The sequence below is a fragment of the Bacillus sp. RE35 genome (assembly GCF_052146655.1).
GTDB lineage: Bacteria > Bacillota > Bacilli > Bacillales > Bacillaceae_G > Bacillus_A > Bacillus_A cereus.
On the sequence record NZ_CP197377.1, the window covers coordinates 4,759,955 to 4,783,074 of the forward strand.

Consider the following 23,120-nt stretch of genomic DNA (forward strand, 5'->3'; position numbering starts at 1 on the left):
ATTACTATGGAAGAAGTATTACACATAAAAAACGTCTCAAAAGTATATGAGGGAAAAGTCCCTCATACTGCTTTAAAAAATATAAATTTACACGTGGATAAAGGTGAATTCGTTGCCATTATGGGACCATCTGGTAGCGGGAAATCTACATTTTTAAACGTTATTTCTACAATCGATTCTCCGACTTCTGGTGATGTCGTGATTAACGGAAAAAAACCGCACACATTTCGTAGAGAGAAGTTAGCTATTTTCCGCCGCCAAGAGTTAGGATTTGTTTTCCAAAACTTTAACCTACTAGATACACTAACAATCGGTGAAAATATCGTACTACCTTTAACATTAGATAATGTTCCATTAAAAGAAATGGATGAAAAGCTTGATAACATTTCAAAAAAGCTTGGAATTGATCATATTTTGGACAAGCGTATTTTTGAAGTTTCCGGGGGACAAGCACAGCGTACCGCAGTAGCACGTGCTGTCATTCATCATCCTTCACTTCTACTTGCCGATGAACCGACAGGAAACTTAGATTCAAAAGCGGCAATTGACGTAATGGAGCTATTTACGAAATTAAATAAAGAAGAAGATGCAACGATTTTAATGGTTACGCACGATCCGTTTGCAGCAAGTTATTGTAACCGTGTTATTTTCATTAAAGATGGAGAGCTTTACAATGAACTACACCGCGGATTGTACCGTGAGAAATTTTATCAAGAAATATTAGATGTTTTAGCATTATTAGGAGGAAGACGTGGATGACATTTTGGCAATTCGCATTTAAAAATGTCTCACGTAATTCGAAAGCATATTTCGCCTACTTTATAAGTAGTGCGTTTTCTATCATGGTTTTCTTTTCATTTACTGTATACGCGTATCACCCGCGGTTACAAAGTGTACAAAGTTTCCAAGAACGTGATCCTCTAATGAACTTAGCTAGTACAGCACAGCTTGTGATTGTTATGTTCTCGTTCTTCTTTCTCTTATATTCAATTGGAACATTTTTAAATGTACGGAAGCACCAATTCGGGATACTCACCATTCTCGGTATCTCACAGAGACAATTAAAGAGACTGTTATTTACTGAAAATATGATAATCGGGATATTGTCTATCTTTATCGGTATTCAAGGTGGACTTGTATTTTCTAACTTTTTCTTATTAGTCACTTCGAAATTAACAAACGCGAAAGGTCTCTATTTATATTGGCCAACAGAAGCGATTATCGTTACAACCGTAACGTTTATTATCTTATTTTTAATCGTTTCTACATTTACACCAATGTTTATTCGTACTCGAAAAACAACGAAGCTTATTAAGGGCGTTAACAAAGAGAAGAGCGAAAAAAAACCATCTATACTGATTTCACTATTTGCTTTAACTTGTTTAGGACTATGCTATTATATTGCTGGTTATCCGCAAGGCTACATAACGGAAAAAAATGCACAAAATGGATCTGTATTCTTAATTATGCTATCTATTTTACCGCTTGTAGTAGTTGGGACGTATTTATTTTTTTCACAAACATTTCTTCTCTTTATCTATATTTTAAAGAAACGAAGAAAGTTTTATTTAAAACAAATAAATATGTTATGGATTTCAGATTTAGTTTCTCGTACACGCAGTAATATTAATGTACTCTTTATTGTTTCTATGCTATCTGCACTTGCATTTACAATTATTATCGGGTTATTTGCTGCAAACAATAATACGAAAGCACCCATACTAGAACGATATCCAATACCATTCACCTATACATCAGAAGGTGTTAATGCATTTGAACAAAAGCATATTACTACGATTGAAACTGAACTTACAAATGCTAATTTTCAATATGACAAATATAAATTTACCGTTTTAAAAGATACAGCTTCAAAAGAATCAATTGCCATTATGAAAATGAGTGATTATAACGCAATAGCACAGCAATTAAACAGACCAAAAATCACTCTCGATTCTTCACAAGTTTATAATATTTCTCGCTATTCACCAGTGTTATTAAATCTCGTGTCTAACCCATTTGCGAAGCAGAACACGATTACACTTGGCTCTAATAAAAAGGAATTTCAAATTAAAGGTTTTATTAATAGAGGAATTGAGCCTCCCTTTGCATTACCTCACTTAATTGTGATGCAAGATGAAGTAATTGAAAATATGATTCCTCATATTGAAACAATTACAGTCTATAACTACTTCGTGGAAAATTGGGAAAATGCAATTGTCCCAACAAAAAATATATTAAAAAGCTTAAATCATGATGCAGAAACCTTGTATGAAGCACATAAAAATGAAGAAGATTTCATTAAACCATTTTATATTTATACAGCTACGGATGAACTCGTTCATAGTAAAGGAAATGCAGTCGCTCAATTCTTTATTTGGGCATTTCTCGGCTTTATTTTCTTTATCGGAGCAGCTAGTGTTTTATATTTCCGTATGTATAATGACTTAACAACTGAAAGACAAAAGTATATTACGATTACAAAGCTTGGCTTAACTGAATCAGAAATGTTTCGCTCTGCAACGATTCAATTAGGAATTTTATTTTTCGTTCCTTATGTCGTTGCTGGTGTTCACACATTATTTGCAGTTAAGTTTTTACAAAGCATGTTTTCTTTCTCCTTATTAAAAGAGACATGTATCGTACTCACCTTTTTCGGGATTATCGAGATCATTTTCTTCTTCTTAATCCGTTCTCTTTACATTAATAAATTATCACAGCATATAAAAATATGAATAAAATAGCCTTGTGCAATATGCACAAGGCTATTTTCAATAGTTTTTAATAATTAGCAGCAATATCCGCCGTAGCCGCCAGCATAACCGCCGTAACCACCATAACCACAACCGCCGCCTCCGCCGAAGCAGCTAGCACCGATGATAATTAATAAAATAAACAATACGATTAGAAGCGCAAAACCGCCTCCGCAACCATGTCTGCGGTTACAATCATCATGTCTGTGTTCACACTTTTCGCTCATTACCCTATTCCTCCTTTAGTATCATTCATAACAAGTTCACCTTGCTCTAAATGAGGGGATTCCATTTATATTATGTTTTCAGGGCGAATAAGAAGCTTGGCTTACCTAAAAACGGGCTTGTTTTAGGAATTGGGCTTTATTAAAAAGCGAATGAGCCTTATCCAGATGTAAGCATAAAACATTTGACATACTCTTAATTTCTTACTAATATTTAATTGAACGACCAATCAATTTTTTGATTATACATTCAAATCATATAAATTAGGAGTTGAATAGCGTGACTGATTCTTTTATTGCAGAGGCTAGGCGTGAACAAATTATTCTTGCATGTATTGATACATTAGAAGAGGTTGGATATAACAACTTAAGCTTAACGAAGGTAGCAAAAAAGGCTAAGATTAGTACCGGACTTATTTCTTATCATTTTAATGATAAGCTTTACCTTATGAATCGCACATTACAATTTTTAGTTGCCAAGCAACATGAATTTATTAGTAATCGAGTGCTATTAGCTCAATCTGAAATAAATAAACTAGAGGCTTTTATTGAAGCGCATTTGGCTTATCAAGAAACTCATTACAAAAATAATATTGCCTTAATTGAGATTGTCTTTAATGCAAGAAATGAAGAGAACGTTCCTTATTACAGAATCGAAGACGACGAAGAGGAGGATGCTCTTAGAACGATGTTATTAGATATTTTGAAGACTGGTCAACAAAATGGCGTGTTTTCCGATTCTTTCCAAACCGACACATTAGCTTCATTTATTTTAGGAGCAATCGAAGAAAGAATGCTGAAGGCAAATTCATCTATATCCATAGAAAATTACTCAGATGAGCTCATAAAAATGGTGAAGAAACTCACTGTTTAAAACATGCCTTGATTAAAAAAATATATATGAAAGGATGAACTACACATGAAAAAGGCATCTGTCATTGGATTAGGTTTTTTAGAAAAATTACTTGCTATAGTAAGTCCAATCCTTTTAGGCGTTATTGGATATTTTTCACCTAAATTAATAGAGATTATAAAAAAGATTCCTCTCTTTTCTGATTCAAAAATTATAGAACTTTTAAATTTTATTAATCCCTTCTGGCTTCCTATTATCCTCATGCTAATTGGTGTTATTGCAGGAATTTTATTTTCTTTAATTATTTATAGTGAAGCTTTAAAAATGAACATTACTTCGGAAAGCATTCACGTGAATAAGGACGATCAAAAGAAACAAATCACCAGATTAAATGTAAAAGCCGTTTTTGTAGATAAGCGTCAAGTGGTTATCATTGATCAAGAAGACCGAGAATGGTTACGTGAAACATCTGACATTACCCCAAGCAAAATTAAAGATACTTTCTTAATGCAAGGCTTCCCCTGGGTGGAACAAGATCCTTATAAACATGAGTATAGCTTATGGAAATTAGAGGATGAGCGATTTAATAAAAGCATAAATACTATTTTGTATGAAAGACGAAATGCCCTTCGAGAAGGAAACTCGAAAAAAAAGAAGCATTTACGTAAAGATTTGAATGAGCTAGGAGTCTTTGTCAAAGACGATGGAGAAGATCAGTATGTCCGTTCTATTAAGTAATAGAAAGCACAAAAAACGAATAAAACCTACAGAGAAATTACATTTCCTCTGTAGGTTTTATTCGTTTAAATCTGATCTCCTCTCCTAAAGAAACATATTCAACAAAAGAGCAAAACCAAATGCAATAAATGATAACAATGTCTCGAGTACCGTCCACGTTTTAAACGTTTCCTTCACCGTCAAACCTAAATACTCTTTTACAAGCCAGAACCCTGCATCATTTACGTGAGAAAACATTAATGAACCTGCACCGGTTGCAATAACGAGAAGCTCTAAATTCACACCAGACATGTGCTGAATAACTGGTGAAACAATCCCTGCTGCTGTCGTTAATGCTACTGTAGCTGAACCTGTTGCAATTCGAATTAAACCAGCTACCATGAAAGCTAATACGATTGGTGATAACGAAATATGTTCTGCCATTTGTGCAATAGCTGTTCCAACGCCGCTTTCAATTAATATTTGTTTAAATCCACCGCCTGCACCAATTATTAAAATAATAGAACCGACAGGCAATAAACTTTCATCTGTTAATTTTTTAATCATCTTTTTATTAATACCTTGTTTGATACCAAGTAAATAAAATGCTGCGAAACATGAAATAAGTAAGGCGATTACTGGACTTCCTATAAACACGAAAAATTCAGTCATTTTTTTCGGTAATGAAATATATGGTGCAACTACTGATAAAATCATCAATACAACTGGTAGTAAAATAATAAAGAATGAAACTTTACGACTTGGCAAATCAGTTGAGACAGTCGTAACCCGAATAAGCTCTGGTTCATTTTCAGGTATCACCCTTTTATGTACCCACTTTGCAAATATCGGTCCTGCGATAATGGCTGTTGGTAACGCGATAATTAATGAATATAAAAGTACCTTTCCTAAGTTCGCGTTATAAATACCGATTGCTGTCATCGCCCCTGGATGCGGAGGCACGAGCCCGTGAACAATAGATAATCCTGCAATGACAGGTAACGCAATTAATAATATATTTTGCTTCGTCGTTTTTCGAATGGAAATAACAAGTGGTAATAAAATGACGATCCCCACTTCAAAAAACACTGGAATCCCTATAACAAATCCTGCAAATAACATAGCCCAAGGTAGTTTCTTTACACCGAAAAATCGAATAAAGAAATCTGCCACTTGCATGCCGGCCCCTGAATCGGACATCATTTTCCCTAAAATTGTTCCGAGAGCTAAAATACCAACTAAATGCCCTAGTACACTACCAACACCAGTTTCATAGGCAGTCACTATTTTCGTTAAGTTCAGTCCAGACATGATAGCTAAAAACAAACTCGCAACTATTAAACTAATAAATGCATGCCATTTCCACCATGATACCCCTAAAATAACAATCGCAATTGCAAGTAACGTGACGATTAATAAGTATATATCCATCTCCCATTCTCCTTACTTTATAAAAAAAGAGGGAAAATCCCCTCTTTTTTATACGTCATAATTCACTACATAATGCTGCATTTCTGTATTGTAGTAGCCTTCGCTATATTCAATTACTTCGCCAACTTCATCGTAAGAATAACGCATGCGTTTTAATAGCGCTGTCCCCTCTTTTTCACCTAGCGCTTCTGCAACGAAACTAGGCGCGAGTCCAACAGCGAATTCATCTCTGAAGTTTTCTAAATGAATACCTCGGTCTTCAACTAAATCATAAAGCGATTGCAAGTCAAAATCCGATAAATCTGAACTTGCCATTCCTGCTGAGAAATAGTGCGTATAATGAATGTACGGTGCATCATTTAACGTATATAAACGTTCAATACGAAAACTCTCCTTACCGAATAATCGAAATGGCACTGTTCCTTCTTCATTCTGCACAATTTCTGCTTTTAGCAATTTCTTCTGTACTTTATATCCTTCTTCCACTAACACTTCAGTAAATTTCTTACCCTTTGACAGTTTTGTCGCAGAAGTATTGCGGATGACTTTCGTTCCTTTACCGCTTTTCTTTTCCAAATATCCTTCTTGAGCGAGTTCTTTAATCGCATTTCGCACTGTAATTTTACTCACTTTGAACTCTTCTTCTAACTGCGGTTCGGAAGGGATATTCGTATGAATCGCATATACACCATGCAATATTCGATCACGAATAATATTTTTTATTTGCAAATATAATGGTCCTTTTTTTCTCGTTACGTTCACCGTTACACCCACTACCTTTCTACATCACCTACTGATGCCGTCATTGCCCGAAGTATATCCTTCTCTGATGACATTGGCGTATCACCGACGATTGTATGTGCTAGCATTCCAGCTGCTGACGCAAATGAAACAGCTTTCTCTGGTGCGAACTCCTTTATCTCGCCATGAATAATTCCGCTCGTATAAGCATCTCCAGCACCTATTCTATCATATACAGAAAACGTAAGTGTTTTTGCAAAAGTGAACGTTCCATCTTTACATATAAACCCGCGAAGCGAATGTGTATTATCACTGTTAATAGAGCGATGAGTACCAGCGATTGTAGCGATATGATACGTTTCAGCTACCTTTGGAATAAGATCAACAAGTTGCGCCTCTCGCTCCGTTTCTTCGGTTTTTATTCCTAAAACAAACATTGCATCTTTTTCGTTCATCATAACGATATCAGCAAGTCCCAGCATTTCTTCATAATGCGGTTTTGCCTGTTCATATCCGTCTTCTCCCCAAAGTGATGGACGATAATTACAATCAAAAACGACGGTTCCTCCGTTTTCTTTAACTGCTCTCGCTAAAGACTTCATATGATGGCGCACCATATCATTCATCGCAAGTGTAATACCGCAAAAATGAACGATATCAATTTCCTTAGCAATTTCTTCAAATTGGTATATCTCTTCAGACGCCGTATTGAAGCTACTTTCTAGTCGATTCGAATACGTAACGCGGCTTGCACGTGCACCGAATCCATTTTCTAAAAAATACATACCTACATATTTACCACCTCTTGAAACAAGAGAAGTTTGAATTCCTAACTTTTGAATGTAAGATACAGCTGCATCTCCAACCGAATTTTCCGGTAAAGTTGAAATAAGAAGCCCTTCATGCCCTAAGTGAGAAAGTGCCGCTGCAACGTTCACACCTGTACCTGAAAATGAGTAATTTAACGTGTTAGCTTGCGACAACAATTCATATCCAGGTACTTGCAGGCGCATCATTACTTCGCCGAACGCTGCAATTTTCTTACGCATATTGATCAACTAGCTTCTTCACGACTGCTAATAATTCACGCACATCTTCTACTTTCGTGTTACCAGTTTCTTTATCAATAATAGAAGAGTACACGTGCGGGATAACTTGCTCTACATTTGCCTCAAGCGCAATACGTACAATTGTTTCGAAGTTTTCTTTATCAATTCCGCCTGTTGGCTCTAATGCGAATCCTTCTTCCGCACAAGCTTTCGCAACTGCGCGATATTCTTCTTCATGGGCTAGCCCTTTCATCGGGAAGTACTTCAATGAATTTCCGCCCATATCACGTACAAGTGCAATCGCTGTTTTAATTGGAACGATTGCTTTTTCTTCTCCAGCCGCACTAATTGGGCCAGTAGAAATATTTACGTAACCTACTTTTCCTGTTGGCGATACTAAACTATTAATCCAGCTATCTTTTTTGCCAAGATTTGCACGTGTCGCTCCAACTGAAGGAAACACTTGGTTAATATGGCTACCAGGATAATGCTTCGCAATTTCAGCCACAACTGCCGCTTGGCGATTATCTCCTGCGCCTAATCCGATTGATACAGCGTCATCAATTTCTTTTCCATATGCTTTCATAGCTGTAACAGCTTCTTCTACTGTTGGATAGTCTTTTGATAACACTCCCACTACTACATAACCTTCTGCTGCTTCAAAAATATCTTTCGCATTTTGGATATTGTTTGCCAATACATTTAATGCTACGCGGCCTTTATAAAAACGTTTTTGAATGTTTGTCATTTTAGTTTCCCCCTACAATTTCTCTCATTTTTTCTTCAATTACATGTATGTCATCACCTTGAAGTGGACGTGGATCGATATCAAAGAACCCTTGTCTTACTCCGTAATCACGTGTGTAAATTGCAATTTCCCCGTCGCGTAATGCAGCCACAACGTCTTTTGCCGATTTATTTAACTCTTTTTCGTTAATATGAATACGTGCTCTAAAGATTGCTCTTCCAGCTTCATCTTGAACGATCGTTACATTTACACCATTTAATTCTTTTAGCGGCATAAGTACTTGTAGCAATTCTTTTTCTTGCTCGCTCTTATCTTCTTTTACTCCGTACTCATCAAGCGCTTGAAGTAAGCCAAATGTTGTTTCTTTCCCAACCTTCATACTTCTTCCAATGCAATGTAATTGCACTTTCAGCCACTCAATATATTTTCGTTTCCCGCCAACAATACCAGAAGTAGGTCCTTCAATCGCCTTTGAACCGCTATAAATAGCAAGATCTGAATACTTCACATATTTTTGAATGTCTTCTTCAGCTGCTGCATCCACGATAAGCGGTACGTTATTTCGCTGCGCAACTTCCCATGCTTCTTCAACAGAAATCATATTTTTTTGCACTGCATGATGTGATTTCACATACAGAATCGCTGCTGTATTTTCACCAATTGCATCTTCAATATGCTCTGCTTTCCCTTCATTTGCATAGCCAACTTCTACAAGTTTACCGCCGCCTAAGTAAATCATCGTTTCAACAGGAGCACCGTATTGAACATTATGACCTTTTAACATAATCACTTCGTTTTTCGCGATTACTTCTTGATGAAGTCTTTCACTTTTACGGCGATTTCCTTCTGTAACGATACCAGCGATAGAAAGCGCAATTCCGCTCGATGCTGAATTCACAACGACCGCTGCCTCTGAATCTAGAATTCTCGCAATATGGTCTCCTGCTTTATCTACTAAATCAGCAATTTCCACATAATTTTGTCCACCATGTTTCAACGCATCCATTACTGTATCTGTAGGAGCAGATACACCTAAAATACTCATTCTACCGCTCGCATTAATTACTCTTTTTAATCCGTACTTAGCATTCAATGAATGACCCATTAATTACAACCCCTTTTGTATCAATTCTTTTTTTAGCAATGCGCTGGTCCCCTTCTGAATCGATTAACGTAATCTTCTCATCTTTCACCGTAAATAAAGTTAAGTTTGCAATATCGCCTTCTTGAATACGGCCAAGCTCTGGTTTCTTCAGCCACTCTGCCGCATTTTTCGTAACCGCATTAATTACTTCTTCTAGCGGATAACCTAAGTAAAGGAATTTCGAAAGAACGTGAGCCATACTATATACTGGACCGTGTATACGATTCTTTCGGTAAATATCTGTACTAATTGTATGAAAGGCAATACCGTGACGCTTCGCTGCTTCTGCTACTTTAAAAGAAAAACTAGCATTACCGTGACCAACATCTAAATGTACGCCGCGATTCACTGCATCTAGTAACACAGGTAGCGGTTTGCCTTCTTCATCAAATAAGTTATTTTCTTTCCCGTTTAAGTAATGTGTAATAACATCATCTTTTTCTAAAAGAGGTACAACTTCCTCAATGCGAGGAGGCGCTGAACCGATATGTACCATAATCGGTAATGATGTTTCACGGGATAAAGAGCGCGCTACATGCAGCGGTTCAATTCCACTATCACAAACGACGCTTTTACTCATTCTCGCCTTTAACCCAACGATTACATCTTTATACTTTTCTACTGCTTCTATCACTTTCTCTTTATCTATCCATTCCATATTGGATAATTCATCAATTCGTTTCAAACCGATGCGAGAAATATTTAAAAAGGCAAATAAATTTGTCTTTGCCTGTTCTCTACTTTTTACTAAATCTGCAATGCGATCAGCTCCGCAGCTACCCGCATCAACAATTGTCGTTACCCCTTGCTTAACGCCAATTTCATCCACTTCATCGCCATACGGATCAAACTCTGAAAAAGCATGAACGTGTAAATCAATCCAGCCACTCGATACGTAAGTACCAGAGCAATCAAGAACCTTTCCACCCTCACCAGCACCAGCTTTCGTCACCTGTGCGATTTTATTATTTTCAATTACAATGTCAATCTCTTCCCCGTTCACACGTTTCACATTACGTAGTACGAATCGTTCTGTCATTGTACTTCCACCCTTTTCTATAAGAAGCCATAAGAATACGCTTACATTAAAGTTTCATTTTTATATCTCTTTCACACGTTTAGCGTAACACAAAAAAAGGGAGAAGTAAATATAACGTTATAATGTTTAAAGGCGAATAAAAAGATGCTCCTCCAAAATGCTAATAGTATAGGAAATTATATCAACGATTTTTTGAATATATCTATCATAACTTACAATATATCAACGATTTTTCAATTATATCTATCATAACTTATAATATATTAACGATTCGACAAAGAATATCGATTTACCGACAAAAAACGTCACTTCCTTTCTTATATATACGAAGAGGTTGCTCCAAACGGAACAACCTCTTTTTCTATTCCTGAACCGTCACAATAACCCCATCCATATTGTTCCCGGAAATTTCATACTGCTTGTTTGCTGGAACGTTCACTTTCATATTCTCAGAAACTTTATAATAAGAAACAGTATATTTCTTACCTTCGACTTCAGTTGAAATCTCTTTTTCCTCTTTTAAAAACTCTAAATATTCCTCTAGTGTGAAATTCTTTTTTTGCATAATTGCGCTATGAGGTAAGCCTACATAACGTATATGCCATGGCTCATATTGAATGCCTGTAATGTTACTTTTATTTTTCGGATAACGTAATACAAAGCCATGCTTCCATACGTTCTCTTCAATCCATTTTCCTTCAGGCGCTTTCTCCATTTTCTTTTGAGTAGACCCAATGTCCAGTGATAATCCTAAGTTATGTTCACTGTATCCTGCTGGAAGTGCATAATCAGATCCCATTTTTTCATATAGCTGTTTTTGCTCTTGGAAATCTCTATAGCCACTACTAATCAAAAAATGGTTAACACTTTCTTTTCCAGCCGCATCGACAACGTTCAAAAACTTTTTCACAACATCCTTTGATAAACGAAGATTTCTATCAAATATTACATAGCCTCTCACTAATTCACTATTATGATTTACATTTATAATATCAGACCTAATACTATCTTTTTTTACTGGGTAATCCCTGTTAACTAATAATAAATCGCCCTTATAAATTTGTTCCTTCGTAATCTCTTTCCCATCGGTGTTTGCCGCCTTTACTAGCTCATCTTTCCCGACAATTTTAACGTCGATTTCCTTTTGAAATAACGGTGATATATAAACGCCTACACATACTGTGCATACTATAAAAAAAGAAATAAATACCCACTTTTTCATTTCTAGTTCCTCCTTAACGTAACTTACGTATAGAATAGAAAAAACTATTAAAATAAAAAGTGGGGTAAAGTTTAAATTTTTATTAAATTGTTACATTCTCGTCTTTTGGCAATCGTACTTCAAATATCGTTCTAACTACATTGCTCTCAGCAGAAATCGTACCGTTATGTTGCTCGACAATATTTTTCGCAATAAATAGTCCAAGGCCTGTCCCGCCACGGTTCTCAGTTCTTGCTTTATCACCTGTATAGAACATATCAAAAAGATACGGTAAATCTTCTTCCGGGATGCTATCTCCGTAATTCATAATTTGTACGACAACTTCTCCATTATCAACATACCCATTCATATCAACAAATTGTCCATCATAGCCGTAACGAACGGCATTTGTTAACAAGTTTTCAAATACTCTAGCTAACAATTTTCCATCACCGTGCATCGGTAAATGAGGAGCCACATTCAATCTAGCTTCTAAATGATGTTTTTCTAATAACGGATACAATTCCTCCTCTAACTGTATAAGCAACTCACTTATATCAATCGGCTTTTTATCCAGCTTTAGCATGCCATAATTCATACGTGTAATTTCAAATAGCTCATCAATTAAACTTTCCAGTCTTTGCGATTTTGTATATGCAATTGTGGAGAAATGTTTAATTTGTTCTTTTGTTAAATTTTCATCTTTAAGAATTAAATCTAAATATCCTAACACGGATGTTAATGGTGTTCTTAAATCATGAGCTAAATTCACAACAAGCTGATCTTTACTACTTTCAGCAAAGTCTCCTCTTTCAACAGCTTCTTTTAACTTTTCACTTGCAACATTTATTTCACGCGCGATATTTCCAAACTCATCATTTGATGAAACTTGAACTTTATTCGTAAAGTTACCGTTCGCAAGATGATGAATCCCATTAGAAATTTCATCAAAGTATTTTAAATACGGTTTTGTCAAAAAGAAGAAAAAGATAATAGATAACGGAATAAAGAAAATTAAAAAGAAATTAATGTCTCCAAATTCCCTTACCATTGACCTAAATTGTGCTAAAGGCTCTTCGTAGCGAACCATCGTTTTATAATACAGCTGCAATCCTTTATAAATTATATAAGTTACAGTTGCTGCAAGTACCATACTTAACGCAAATAAGGCAATCATTTTAAATCGAAAACTTTTCATCATATTAGCCATTAAAAGTATAACCTACTCCCCACACTGTTTTTATTAATTTATCCTTTCTTTTATCTTCTCCAAGTTTCTTCCGCAACGTACGAATATGTACCATTACTGTATTTCCACCTTCATAATAATCGTCTGCCCATACGTGCTGAAAAATATTTTCTACATTGTACACTTTCTTCGGATGACTCGCTAATAAATATAAAATATCAAACTCTTTCGGCGTTAATTCAATTTGCTCACCATATACATCAACCGTCCTACGCTCGGGATTAATTACGACTCCGCCTAGTTCTAAAGCAGATTTACTCTCCGCTACTTTCGGTTGATTTAACGTAAAAAACCTACGCAGTTGTGCATTTACACGTGCAACTAATTCAATCGGTGTGAAAGGCTTCGTCATATAATCATCCGCGCCTAGTACAAGACCTGTCACCTTATCAAAGTCCGAAGTTTTCGCGCTTAAAAAAATAATCGGCATATGATGTTTCGTGCGAATTTGACGCGTCACCTCATACCCATCCATTTTCGGCATCATAATATCTAAAATTACCAAGTCGATTGGCTGCGTTTCAATAATATGAATTGCCTCTTCTCCATCAGCTGCTTTCACGACGTGGTACCCTTCTTTTTCTAAATGTATCTCAATTAAATCAGCAATTTCTGCCTCATCATCCGCTATTAAAATTGAAATGCGCTTCATTTTACTCCCCCTTTTTCATTCCATTTTTATACGCTCGATTGTAAACTAGTCTATCCAATTTGTACAATAAGAAATGGTTACCTACTAGAATAATCCCCATCAACTTAAGAGCATAAATTACTATGCAATTTTTATAAAAAGTTCGATCGTTTTGTTATCCATTATTTTGTTTAGTTCTCCGTCAATTAAGTATCTTTCTTCACATTATAATGACTATTAACCTATTATATTTGTGATACTATATAAAATAATATTATTAATACAATGGAGGTTTACAACATGAAAAATATAAGGAAATTTAAAGATTAGCATACGAAATAAACCCTAAAGGGTTTCATTTTTTGAATTAAGCCGCTTGATTATCAGACATGGTACAATTGTAAACGATACCTAATATATCAAAGACCGTTTTCTTCTCATATCGATGAGATTTCCGCCCGTTTTGCTGTAGAAGATTGAAAAGGCGAATTAGAACCTTTGATAACTTTTGGGTGTCTTTCTATATTAGGTAACTCTTTATACATATAGACATACTTTAATATTTTTTAAAAGTATTCTAAAAGCATTCCTGGTCTACTCTTCACAGGAAATGATAGTAATTTCTTATTTTTGGGAAATGGATGGTAACCCTTGTATATTTTCCTTCTTGTGATTGAATAGAAATATCATGTCCCAATTTCAAAACCATTTGTTTTACAAGGTACAGCCCCATCCCAGTAGATTTTGTATGTGTTCTTCCATTAGAACCTGTGAATCCTCTTTCGAACACACGATGTATATCTTCTTGCTTTATCCCAATGCCTGTATCTTGAATAAGCAATCGTTTTTCTTCATGATCCTCCTCAAAACGAAAAAAAATCTCTCCACCTTCATTTACATACTTTAAAGCATTTGCAGTGATTTGGTCTATGATAAATGCAAGCCATTTGCTATCACTTTGAACGAATTTCTGCACTTCCTCCATATGAAAGTGAATTCGTTTCGTGATAAAGATTTTGGCATATTTTTTTACACTTTGTTTAATGATTTGATTCAACTGTACATCTGTAATGAAATAGTCTTTAGAAAACGAGTCAATCCGTGAATAGTAAAGAGCCTGTTCCACATAATTATCAATTTTGTTCAGCTCATCTTCAAACTTATCTACGAGAAAATCTACTGTTTTTCCCGTACTGTTCTCAATGAGTAAATTACTTGCGGCAATTGGAAGCTTTACCTCGTGAACCCAGGACATAATAAAATCTTGGTGATCTACTTTCTCGTGAATCAACTTTTGAAGTTGCTTAGAATGATTGTCCCGTACTATTTTTATCATTTTGACATATAAAGCTTGTTCATAATTTTGTGGCTCAATCAATTCTATAGGAAAATCTTCCTTTTGATTCTCTATTAGATTATTTAACTCCAGGTAAAAAGATCTCCGATAATAATATCCAACAGTAATATACAGACTTACGGAAAGGAAACAAATAATGTGAGTATAGAACAGATTTTTAATCACGAGATTCTGACTATCATTTACAACCATAATTAATGAAACAAACAACATTAATATAAAGTACAGTATGAAAAAGAATCGTTTATCTTTTATATATTGAAAAAAACTCATAAAATGATATACCCATACCCTTTCTTAGTAGTAATGAATCCTTCCTTACCGAGGTCAGTAATTTTCTTGCGTATCCGTGTAATATTAACGGTTAAGGTGTTTTCGTCCACGAATCTTTCATCAGCCCAAAGACTGCGCATTATCTTTGTTCGGCTTACAACTGTTCCTTTATTTTGCATGAGAAGTTTTAAAATAATAAATTCATTTTTAGTTAGCGTAATGGCTTCATTCACATAAGAAACATTGTAGGTTTTAAGGTTGAGCACAACCCCATCATGCTCAATAACATTTAACTCTATGTCTTCTATATACGTATACGTTCTGCGCAAGAGCGCATTAATCTTTGCCATTAAAACATCAGTATGAAACGGTTTATTAATAAAATCATCTCCACCCATATTCATCGCCATTACCATATCCATTGGTGTATTACGAGATGAAAGAAAAATAATCGGCGCTTTTGAAGTTTCTCTCATTTTATTACACCAGTAAAATCCATCAAATGATGGTAAATTAATATCCATTAGTACAAGATGAGGACTATTGTTTAAAAATATTGATAATACTTGGTCAAAATCTTCTACCTTTACTGTAGTAAATCCCCATTTTTCTATTGTCTCTCCCAACATATCTCTAATCGTTTTTTCGTCTTCTACAATCATAATTTTCACGGTTATTCCTCCAAAATCTTATATTAAAGATAATTTACGTTGTATATTTACTTCCCATACTGCTGCATTAAATTACGATGGCATAATCTTCTATTTCACATTATAGTGGAAAAAATAAAGAAAAAAAGGAATATTTATTGTAAGGTGACAAAACTGTAAGGTTAACCTAAAAAACTGTAAGGTTATTGAAGGGTTACATCATATAGAATAAATCCTGTAAGAAAAAATAACGTCTTTAATGGAGGAATTATATATATGAAATCAATAGTAGACGCAAAACAAATCAAAAAAATGTATGGAACAAAAGGAAATACATTTACTGCATTACATGATATTGATTTAACTGTTCGCGAAGGTGAGTTTGTTGGAATTATGGGACCTTCAGGTGCCGGAAAGTCCACACTTTTAAATATTTTGGCGACCATAGATCAACCGACGTCCGGTGAGATTTTGATTGATGGGACGAGCATACTAAATATGAAAGAAGAACAATTATCTGCATTCAGGCGGGATAAACTCGGTTTCATTTTTCAAGATTATAATTTATTAGATACGTTAACAGTAAAAGATAATATTTTATTGCCACTTGCACTGGCAAAAATGGATGTACAAGAAATAGAAAACAGAGTTAATGAGATTTCAGAGCGCTTTGGTATTCGTTCTATTTTAGACAAATACCCGTATCAAATCTCAGGGGGACAGAAACAGCGTACAGCTGCTTCACGTGCAATGGTATCTAAACCCAGCTTAATATTAGCTGACGAGCCGACTGGTGCACTCGATTCAAAATCGGCAGCAGACTTATTGGAGAGCTTACAAAATTTAAGCCAAGAAGATAACGCAACCATCCTCATGGTAACACATGATGCCTTTGCAGCTAGCTATTGTAAACGCGTTTTATTTATTAAAGATGGTACGCTGTTTACCGAACTCGTAAAGGGGAATTCTTCCGGCAAAGATTTTTTCAAAAAGATATTAGATGTTTTATCCATTCTTGGAGGTGGTACAAGTGACGTTATTTAGTTTAGCGAAAAAAAATATTAAAGGAAATTTAAACAACTACCTTCTCTATATTTTCTCTATGGTTATTAGTGTCGTGATTTGCTATACTTTCAACTCATTATTGTATACACCAGAAATTAAAAACGCCGTTAATAATATGGAAGGTACAATGTCACAAACCTCTTTCGTTTTAATAGCATTCGTAGCAGTTTTCATTGGATATTCTAATGCATTCTTCACGAAAAAACGTAAAAAAGAAGTAGGTCTGTACTCCCTACTTGGCGTTAGAAAAAAAACCATCTCAAGAATGCTATTTTTTGAAAATGTAATTATCGGGGCTATCACTTTAATATGCGGGCTCGTATTAGGAATAATATTATCCAGATTGTTTATCATGTTACTCCTTAAACTCGTAGGTGCTCCAGTCGATGTGAATTTTAGTATTCCTATAGAAGCAATTATGAATACCACTATTACATTTACAGCCATTACAATTTTTACATCCCTTCAATCATATCTTTTAATTTATCGCTTTAAATTAATTGAATTATTCCAAGCAGAGAAAAGAGGGGAGAAAGTACCAAAAGCATCTATCGTCTCTGCCGTAGTTTCGATTATTTTACTCGTAAGTAGTTATTGGTTTATGTTTCACGGGGCAACAATGCTTGCTATGCCCCTTGTCACTATTGGAACATATTTATTATTTCGTTCTTTAACTGTGTATTTACTAAAGCGTGCACAAAAAAATAAACCGAACTACTATAAAGGGATTAACATCATTGGAACATCTCACTTGTTGTATCGTATAAAAGGAAATGCCCTTATGCTTACAATTATCGCATTACTAATTTCTGTAGCACTGCCATATCTTCAAGCGAGCTTCTCGGAATATTCTATCACTGAGAAAGATGCTCATGAAACAGCTCCTTTTAGCTATATTCATCTTTCAAAAGATGAAACATCTGACAATCAAATCAAACGGGTTATTTCAAAAGACAAAGATCATCCGATTACAGCGCAACTAGATATTCCGGTTATTCAAGTAAAAGGGAATACTTCAGCACCATTCCAAAATAAAAATGATCTATCTGTTAATTTGATTTCAGAAAGTGGATTTCATAAAATGAACAAAATTCTAAAACTAGGAGATATACCAAATCTTTCTGGTGAGCATGCTATTGCATTCCAACAATACATTAATCAACCAGCCACTGATTTTATTGATCATAAAGTCAATATTCAGTTACCTGCGGGAAATTATACTTTTAAGCTCAACAAGTTAGAAAAAAAAGCGATACGACTAACCTCTGGTTCTGAGCTCTTATACATTGTAATTGATAATGCAAAGTTTGACAGTGTAGCAAAACAAATCAGTCCAATCACATATAAAGCTTATAAAGTAGCGAATGAAAAAACAACAAAGGAAACATCTGAAATAGTAATTACGCTAGCAGGGAACGATACTCATATGCGTACGTTCTATAAAGAGTATAAAAAAATAAAGGCACTTACGGGGATGAAAATCTTTGTAGTTAGCTCTTTAGCATTAGTTTTACTAGTTGCAACAGGAAGTGTTATATACTTCAAACAGCTAACAGAAGCACATTCAGATAAAAATCGTTATGAGATTTTACGAAAAATTGGTGTAAATAAAAAAGAAGTACGGACTACCATAGCAAAACAAACATTATTTATATTTCTCTTTCCGCTAATTATTGGGATACTAAATGCAGCCATGTTAACAATGTCAGTATCCTTACAATATAGTACGGACATACAGCAAGATGTCATTTCATTTATTTATGCTATGACAACGTATGGTGTAATCTACCTTGTTTACTACATTTTAACCATTAATTCATATAATAGAATTGTGAATAAATAAACATGAACCACCTCTCGAATATCGAGAGGTGGTTTAATATATTTAACAAAACAAGATGCATAGTGAACTGTGAGCTAATTAACATGTTTCAAAAATATGTCTTAACGTACATTTATCTTTTTTAATGTGATGATCCCATGCCTATCAACTTAAGAAAAGTAAACATCTCAAAAACAAAAAATGAACTGATTTCCCAAAATTACTAACTATAGAGAAATAAACTTTTCGTTTAGAGGGTACTTAAAAACCTTAGCTTGATAGCGATGTGGCTATGCCCCATAAGAATATCATTTTCTTGATTTTATGTTAGTGAATAAAGTTTCATCAGCACTTCAACAAGGAATATCGACTTACCGACAATGAACGACAAAATCCTCTCGCTATTTGCGGGCATCCTAATGAAACTTCCATTTACCGCTCAAACACAATCCGCTGCTTCGTAATTTCTTCCAATCTTCCGCGATCTACTTCATACTCAGCATCAACGCTTTGCGGCACCATCACTTTCCCGCCCTCAAGCATCACTTCCGGCCAAATAATATCCTGCTCCCAATGTCTACTAGAAGCAGATATATCTCCTGGAATCGTAAAGTTAGGCAATGACGCAAGAGCAACATTTTGCGCTCGTGAAATCCCCATCTCTACCATACCACCGCACCAAACGGGTACGTTATGTTCCATACAATAATTATGGATTTGGATTGATTCTGTTAATCCGCCCACTCGCCCTGGTTTAATGTTCACAATTTGGCAGCTGCCAAGCGTAATCGCAACGCGTGCATCTTCTAAACTATGAATACTTTCATCTAAACAAATCGGCGTTTCAATTTTCTTTTGCAATTCCGCGTGATCAAGAAAATCGTAATCCGCTAACGGTTGTTCAATCATCATTAATTGGAATTCATCTAGTCGTTTCAGCCTCTCCGTATCCCCTAATGTATATGCTGAGTTTGCATCAGCCATTAACGGGATACCTGGGAACTCTTTACGAATCTCTTTCAATAATTCGTAATCATGCTCTGGCTTTATTTTCACTTTAAAGCGCTCGTATCCTTCTTCTGCGTACTTCTCGATTTGTTTTAACATAACCGGAATTGTATTGATCCCAATTACAACGCCGACTTCAATTTCAGACTTCGTTCCGCCAAGCAATGTCGCTAACGATTTCTTTTGACGCTTCGCATATAAATCCCAAACAGCCCCTTCAATTCCGGCCTTTGCCATTCGGTTTCTTTTTATATGCTGGAACAAGCTCGGTACCTCATTCGGGTGAGAAATTTCAGCTTTTAATAAATCAGGTAATAAAAAATCCTGAAGTACATGCAGCGCTGTCTTCACCGTTTCTTCCGTATACCACGGTTCAGAAAACGCAACGACTTCGCCAAATCCAATGTACCCTTCTTCATCTTCTAATTCAATGACTATACTCTCACGCTTTTCGTAGGTCCCGTAGCTTGCAGCAAACGGGATTACGAGTGGCATTTCTGTTATATACAGTGTCGCTTTTTTTATTTCCACCTACATCTCCTCCACTAATTGTCTTAGCTCTCGTCTTAACAATTTTTTCGAAGCGTTACGTGGTAATTCCTCTAAGAAACATGCTTTCTTCGGCACTTTATATTTCGCTAATTTCTCCTCGCAAAAGTGAAGAATTTCTTCTTCTGTTACCGCCCCGCTTTTCACAACAAAAGCAACTGGTACTTGTCCCCATTTGTCGTCAGATATACCGACAACACCAGCTTCCGCTACTGCCGGATGGGAGAGTAACACTTCTTCAATTTGAGCTGGGTATATATTCTCTCCGCCAGAAATAATTAAATCGCTACGGCGGTCTAATACGTATAAAAACCCTTCTTTATCTAAATAACCGAGGTCACCAGTATGAAGCCATCCGTTTTGAATTGTCTCACGCGTTGCATCTTCACGGTTAAAATAACCGCCTGTTACATTCGGCCCTTTTACTACGATTTCACCTTCCGCATGTGGCGGCACTACTACGCCGTCCTTTTCGATACGAAGCTGGCACTGAAATAGTGGCTTTCCAGCTGATCCTACTTTCGTTAACATGTAATCAGCTGATAACGTACAAATTTGCGAAGACGTTTCTGTCATACCGTACGTTTGATACACAGGAATTCCTTTATCTACACACGTTTCTAATAACGGTTTCGGCGCTGGTCCTCCGCCAAGTAACATACATCGTAAAGAAGAGGGATATGTCCCTGCCCCAAGTCTCTCTAATAAATCAGTTAACATTTTAGAAACGACAGAAATAATCGTTACGCCTCTCGTTTGAAGTGCTTTATGAATAAAATCCGCATCATATTTCGGAACGAGTAAAATGCGCATGCCATACATAATATTTTTCATTAAAAGAGATAGTCCGCCAACGTGGAACATCGGCATACAAGCTAACCAGCAATCATCATCACGAAGTCCTAAATTAAGCGAAGAGCCAACCGCACTTGCCCAATGATTACCGTACGTTAAAATAACGCCTTTCGGTTTTCCTGTCGTCCCTGACGTATAAATAATTGTCATCGTTTCTTCTAAAGAAAACTCTTCTTGTATAGAGGCTTCCTCTTTTGGTCCATTCATCACTTCGGCGAATGAATAAACAGGAACATCTTTAGCATCAAAATCTTGATCCGTTACTAAACAAACAACTTCAGCATCATCCATTTGCCAAAGTAGCTCTTCTCTTGAAAGACGCGTATTTAAAAGCACAGCTACTGCACCTGCATAAGATAGAGCGTGAATAACTGTAATCATCTCCATACCATTTTTCATCAGAACAGCCACCTTTTGCCCTCGCTCCACTCCAACATGCGTGAGGTGTTCACAAACAGATACTACTTTTTCATGCAGCTCCATAAAAGTGACTTTCTCTTCCTCTATTTCAATTGCAGTGCGATCTGGTGTTAAAAATGCACGTTGCATTAACCAATTTGGCATCGTCTCCATCATTCATTCTCCTTTCATGAAAGAAAGAGACTTGATATGATATCAAGTCTCTTAGTTGTTTTGTTTCCGGTTTGGTCTTATCCAGCTACAGCAGCTAGAATGCTCGGTGGCTTCACTTCTTCCTACGAGGCAAAAAGCGCCTCTACGTCAGAAGCTCCATCCCCCTCACATTCTGAACGAGCTGCTTTCGCTTTTGGTTTCATCCAGCTACAGCGGCTAGAACAGTCGGTCGTTTCACGCCTTCCTACGAGGCAAAAAGCGCCTCTACGTCAGGAGTTCCAACGCCCTCTTGTTCTAAGCAAGCCGCTTCCGCTTTTGGTTTGATCACGGGAAACGAGGGAATTGACCGAAGTCCGGACTGCGTTTTTCTTTGAATGCGTCGCGACCTTCTTTTGCTTCGTCAGTTGTGTAGTACAATAACGTTGCATCTCCAGCTAGTTGTTGAATACCAGCTAGACCGTCTGTGTCTGCGTTGAATGCAGCTTTTAGGAAACGAAGTGCCATTGGGCTGTTTGCTAAAATTTCTTGTGCCCATTGTACTGTTTCTGCTTCAAGCTCTTCTAATGGTACTACAGTGTTTACTAAGCCCATATCAAGCGCTTCTTGAGCGTTGTATTGACGGCATAGGTACCAAATTTCGCGAGCTTTCTTGTGGCCTACCATACGAGCTAAGTAACCAGCTCCGTATCCACCGTCAAAGCTTCCTACTTTAGGACCTGTTTGTCCGAATACAGCGTTGTCTGCAGCGATTGTTAAGTCACATACGATATGAAGTACGTGTCCACCACCGATTGCATAACCTGCTACCATTGCGATAACTGGTTTAGGAATTGCGCGAATTAGACGTTGTAAGTCTAATACGTTTAGACGTGGGATTTGGTCGTCACCTACATATCCGCCATGACCGCGAACTTTTTGGTCGCCGCCAGAACAGAATGCACGTCCACCTTCACCTGTTAAAATGATAACGCCAACATTTGCATCATCACGAGCTTGTGCAAAAGCATCGATTAACTCCATTACCGTTTTTGGGCGGAATGCGTTATGTACTTCAGGACGGTTAATCGAAATTTTTGCGATACCATTGTATGTTGAATAAATAATATCTTCGTAATTGCCTTCTTTTACCCATTCAATAGCCATTACAACTACCTCCTTGTATATTTCTGATTTCACCTATAAGCGTGGCTT

21 protein-coding genes and 1 pseudogene are annotated in these 23,120 nt (G+C 36.2%); 6 read left to right on the forward strand and 16 right to left on the reverse strand.

The window, feature by feature from the left end:
* The first annotated feature begins 6 nt into the window (after window positions 1-6).
* Both ACTL4X_RS24395 and ACTL4X_RS24400 read left to right on the forward strand, forming a co-directional pair.
* Window positions 7-759 (forward strand): ABC transporter ATP-binding protein, encoded by a 753-nt coding sequence (locus ACTL4X_RS24395; protein ID WP_000393250.1) that lies wholly within the window; start codon window positions 7-9, stop codon window positions 757-759.
* The gene (locus tag ACTL4X_RS24400) at window positions 756-2,732 is read left to right on the forward strand and encodes an FtsX-like permease family protein (protein ID WP_151639753.1); all 1,977 of its coding nucleotides are present in this window, start codon (window positions 756-758) and stop codon (window positions 2,730-2,732) included. Before ACTL4X_RS24395 ends, ACTL4X_RS24400 begins: the two co-directional genes overlap by 4 nt.
* 53 nt (window positions 2,733-2,785) lie before the next feature.
* Here ACTL4X_RS24400 and ACTL4X_RS24405 read toward each other — a convergent pair whose 3' ends face one another.
* Window positions 2,786-2,977, reverse strand: coding sequence for a YjcZ family sporulation protein (locus ACTL4X_RS24405; protein ID WP_001290392.1), 192 nt, complete (start codon window positions 2,975-2,977; stop codon window positions 2,786-2,788).
* A 277-nt stretch (window positions 2,978-3,254) separates the two neighbouring features.
* Here ACTL4X_RS24405 and ACTL4X_RS24410 point away from each other — a divergent pair, with 277 nt between their 5' ends.
* Window positions 3,255-3,848, forward strand: a complete 594-nt coding sequence (locus ACTL4X_RS24410) for a TetR/AcrR family transcriptional regulator (RefSeq protein WP_000132248.1) — start codon at window positions 3,255-3,257, stop codon at window positions 3,846-3,848.
* Between the two features lie 45 nt (window positions 3,849-3,893).
* A complete protein-coding gene (locus tag ACTL4X_RS24415) occupies window positions 3,894-4,565 on the forward strand; it encodes a YqeB family protein (RefSeq protein ID WP_086692020.1) in 672 nt (223 codons plus the stop codon).
* A gap of 84 nt (window positions 4,566-4,649) precedes the next feature.
* Here the strand turns inward: ACTL4X_RS24415 and gntP are convergent, their stop codons facing one another.
* From gntP to ACTL4X_RS24475, 12 genes and pseudogenes are all read right to left on the reverse strand, one after another.
* On the reverse strand, window positions 4,650-5,975 hold the full coding sequence (gntP, locus tag ACTL4X_RS24420; RefSeq protein ID WP_086692017.1) for a gluconate permease GntP: 1,326 nt from the start codon (window positions 5,973-5,975) through the stop codon (window positions 4,650-4,652).
* 48 nt (window positions 5,976-6,023) lie between these two features.
* On the reverse strand, window positions 6,024-6,749 hold the full coding sequence (locus ACTL4X_RS24425; RefSeq protein ID WP_000539278.1) for a GntR family transcriptional regulator: 726 nt from the start codon (window positions 6,747-6,749) through the stop codon (window positions 6,024-6,026).
* On the reverse strand, window positions 6,749-7,765 hold the full coding sequence (locus ACTL4X_RS24430; RefSeq protein ID WP_017656840.1) for a sugar kinase: 1,017 nt from the start codon (window positions 7,763-7,765) through the stop codon (window positions 6,749-6,751). Before ACTL4X_RS24430 ends, ACTL4X_RS24425 begins: the two co-directional genes overlap by 1 nt.
* On the reverse strand, window positions 7,758-8,513 hold the full coding sequence (dagF, locus tag ACTL4X_RS24435) for a 2-dehydro-3-deoxy-phosphogluconate aldolase (RefSeq protein WP_078386035.1): 756 nt from the start codon (window positions 8,511-8,513) through the stop codon (window positions 7,758-7,760). The genes ACTL4X_RS24430 and dagF overlap by 8 nt, the downstream gene beginning before the upstream one ends.
* Window position 8,514: 1 nt before the next feature.
* Window positions 8,515-9,618 carry a DgaE family pyridoxal phosphate-dependent ammonia lyase gene (locus ACTL4X_RS24440; protein WP_000510085.1) on the reverse strand — a complete coding sequence of 368 codons (1,104 nt, stop codon included), beginning with the start codon at window positions 9,616-9,618 and terminating at the stop codon, window positions 8,515-8,517.
* A complete protein-coding gene (locus ACTL4X_RS24445) occupies window positions 9,596-10,696 on the reverse strand; it encodes an amidohydrolase/deacetylase family metallohydrolase (protein ID WP_086692014.1) in 1,101 nt (366 codons plus the stop codon). Before ACTL4X_RS24445 ends, ACTL4X_RS24440 begins: the two co-directional genes overlap by 23 nt.
* A 361-nt stretch (window positions 10,697-11,057) precedes the next feature.
* Window positions 11,058-11,918 carry a D-Ala-D-Ala carboxypeptidase VanY gene (locus ACTL4X_RS24450; RefSeq protein WP_000759406.1) on the reverse strand — a complete coding sequence of 287 codons (861 nt, stop codon included), beginning with the start codon at window positions 11,916-11,918 and terminating at the stop codon, window positions 11,058-11,060.
* A gap of 82 nt (window positions 11,919-12,000) precedes the next feature.
* Window positions 12,001-13,107, reverse strand: coding sequence for a sensor histidine kinase (locus ACTL4X_RS24455; protein ID WP_000002598.1), 1,107 nt, complete (start codon window positions 13,105-13,107; stop codon window positions 12,001-12,003).
* On the reverse strand, window positions 13,100-13,798 hold the full coding sequence (locus ACTL4X_RS24460) for a response regulator transcription factor (RefSeq protein WP_000822489.1): 699 nt from the start codon (window positions 13,796-13,798) through the stop codon (window positions 13,100-13,102). Before ACTL4X_RS24460 ends, ACTL4X_RS24455 begins: the two co-directional genes overlap by 8 nt.
* 346 nt (window positions 13,799-14,144) lie before the next feature.
* A pseudogene (locus ACTL4X_RS24465) lies at window positions 14,145-14,297 on the reverse strand (IS4 family transposase); the annotation flags it as partial.
* 81 nt (window positions 14,298-14,378) lie between these two features.
* Entirely contained in the window at window positions 14,379-15,407 is a 1,029-nt protein-coding gene (locus tag ACTL4X_RS24470) for a sensor histidine kinase (RefSeq protein WP_053563468.1), read from the reverse strand.
* Window positions 15,404-16,078, reverse strand: a complete 675-nt coding sequence (locus ACTL4X_RS24475; protein WP_053563467.1) for a response regulator transcription factor — start codon at window positions 16,076-16,078, stop codon at window positions 15,404-15,406. The genes ACTL4X_RS24470 and ACTL4X_RS24475 overlap by 4 nt, the downstream gene beginning before the upstream one ends.
* 255 nt (window positions 16,079-16,333) lie before the next feature.
* Here ACTL4X_RS24475 and ACTL4X_RS24480 point away from each other — a divergent pair, with 255 nt between their 5' ends.
* Together ACTL4X_RS24480 and ACTL4X_RS24485 are read left to right on the forward strand one after the other, a co-directional pair.
* Window positions 16,334-17,101 (forward strand): ABC transporter ATP-binding protein, encoded by a 768-nt coding sequence (locus ACTL4X_RS24480; protein WP_000836478.1) that lies wholly within the window; start codon window positions 16,334-16,336, stop codon window positions 17,099-17,101.
* A complete protein-coding gene (locus ACTL4X_RS24485) occupies window positions 17,088-18,965 on the forward strand; it encodes an FtsX-like permease family protein (RefSeq protein ID WP_144560724.1) in 1,878 nt (625 codons plus the stop codon). Before ACTL4X_RS24480 ends, ACTL4X_RS24485 begins: the two co-directional genes overlap by 14 nt.
* Window positions 18,966-19,376: 411 nt before the next feature.
* Here ACTL4X_RS24485 and menC read toward each other — a convergent pair whose 3' ends face one another.
* The 3 genes from menC to menB form a co-directional block, all read right to left on the reverse strand.
* On the reverse strand, window positions 19,377-20,483 hold the full coding sequence (gene menC / locus ACTL4X_RS24490) for an o-succinylbenzoate synthase (protein WP_074553557.1): 1,107 nt from the start codon (window positions 20,481-20,483) through the stop codon (window positions 19,377-19,379).
* On the reverse strand, window positions 20,484-21,929 hold the full coding sequence (locus ACTL4X_RS24495) for an o-succinylbenzoate--CoA ligase (protein ID WP_441394959.1): 1,446 nt from the start codon (window positions 21,927-21,929) through the stop codon (window positions 20,484-20,486).
* Window positions 21,930-22,253: 324 nt separating this feature from the next.
* Window positions 22,254-23,072, reverse strand: a complete 819-nt coding sequence (gene menB, locus ACTL4X_RS24500) for a 1,4-dihydroxy-2-naphthoyl-CoA synthase (protein WP_000963881.1) — start codon at window positions 23,070-23,072, stop codon at window positions 22,254-22,256.
* Window positions 23,073-23,120 lie beyond the last annotated feature (48 nt).

Excerpts from the sequence above, each read along its gene's own strand:
- ACTL4X_RS24395 (WP_000393250.1), top strand. The coding sequence starts at position 7 with ATGGAAGAAGTATTACACATAAAAAACGTCTCAAAAGTATATGAGGGA.
- ACTL4X_RS24400 (WP_151639753.1), top strand. The coding sequence starts at position 756 with ATGACATTTTGGCAATTCGCATTTAAAAATGTCTCACGTAATTCGAAA.
- ACTL4X_RS24405 (WP_001290392.1), bottom strand. The coding sequence starts at position 2,977 with ATGAGCGAAAAGTGTGAACACAGACATGATGATTGTAACCGCAGACAT.
- ACTL4X_RS24415 (WP_086692020.1), top strand. The coding sequence starts at position 3,894 with ATGAAAAAGGCATCTGTCATTGGATTAGGTTTTTTAGAAAAATTACTT.
- gntP (WP_086692017.1), bottom strand. The coding sequence starts at position 5,975 with ATGGATATATACTTATTAATCGTCACGTTACTTGCAATTGCGATTGTT.
- ACTL4X_RS24430 (WP_017656840.1), bottom strand. The coding sequence starts at position 7,765 with ATGCGTAAGAAAATTGCAGCGTTCGGCGAAGTAATGATGCGCCTGCAA.
- dagF (WP_078386035.1), bottom strand. The coding sequence starts at position 8,513 with ATGACAAACATTCAAAAACGTTTTTATAAAGGCCGCGTAGCATTAAAT.
- ACTL4X_RS24440 (WP_000510085.1), bottom strand. The coding sequence starts at position 9,618 with ATGGGTCATTCATTGAATGCTAAGTACGGATTAAAAAGAGTAATTAAT.
- ACTL4X_RS24445 (WP_086692014.1), bottom strand. The coding sequence starts at position 10,696 with ATGACAGAACGATTCGTACTACGTAATGTGAAACGTGTGAACGGGGAA.
- ACTL4X_RS24450 (WP_000759406.1), bottom strand. The coding sequence starts at position 11,918 with ATGAAAAAGTGGGTATTTATTTCTTTTTTTATAGTATGCACAGTATGT.
- ACTL4X_RS24455 (WP_000002598.1), bottom strand. The coding sequence starts at position 13,107 with ATGGCTAATATGATGAAAAGTTTTCGATTTAAAATGATTGCCTTATTT.
- ACTL4X_RS24460 (WP_000822489.1), bottom strand. The coding sequence starts at position 13,798 with ATGAAGCGCATTTCAATTTTAATAGCGGATGATGAGGCAGAAATTGCT.
- ACTL4X_RS24470 (WP_053563468.1), bottom strand. The coding sequence starts at position 15,407 with ATGAGTTTTTTTCAATATATAAAAGATAAACGATTCTTTTTCATACTG.
- ACTL4X_RS24480 (WP_000836478.1), top strand. The coding sequence starts at position 16,334 with ATGAAATCAATAGTAGACGCAAAACAAATCAAAAAAATGTATGGAACA.
- ACTL4X_RS24495 (WP_441394959.1), bottom strand. The coding sequence starts at position 21,929 with ATGGAGACGATGCCAAATTGGTTAATGCAACGTGCATTTTTAACACCA.
- menB (WP_000963881.1), bottom strand. The coding sequence starts at position 23,072 with ATGGCTATTGAATGGGTAAAAGAAGGCAATTACGAAGATATTATTTAT.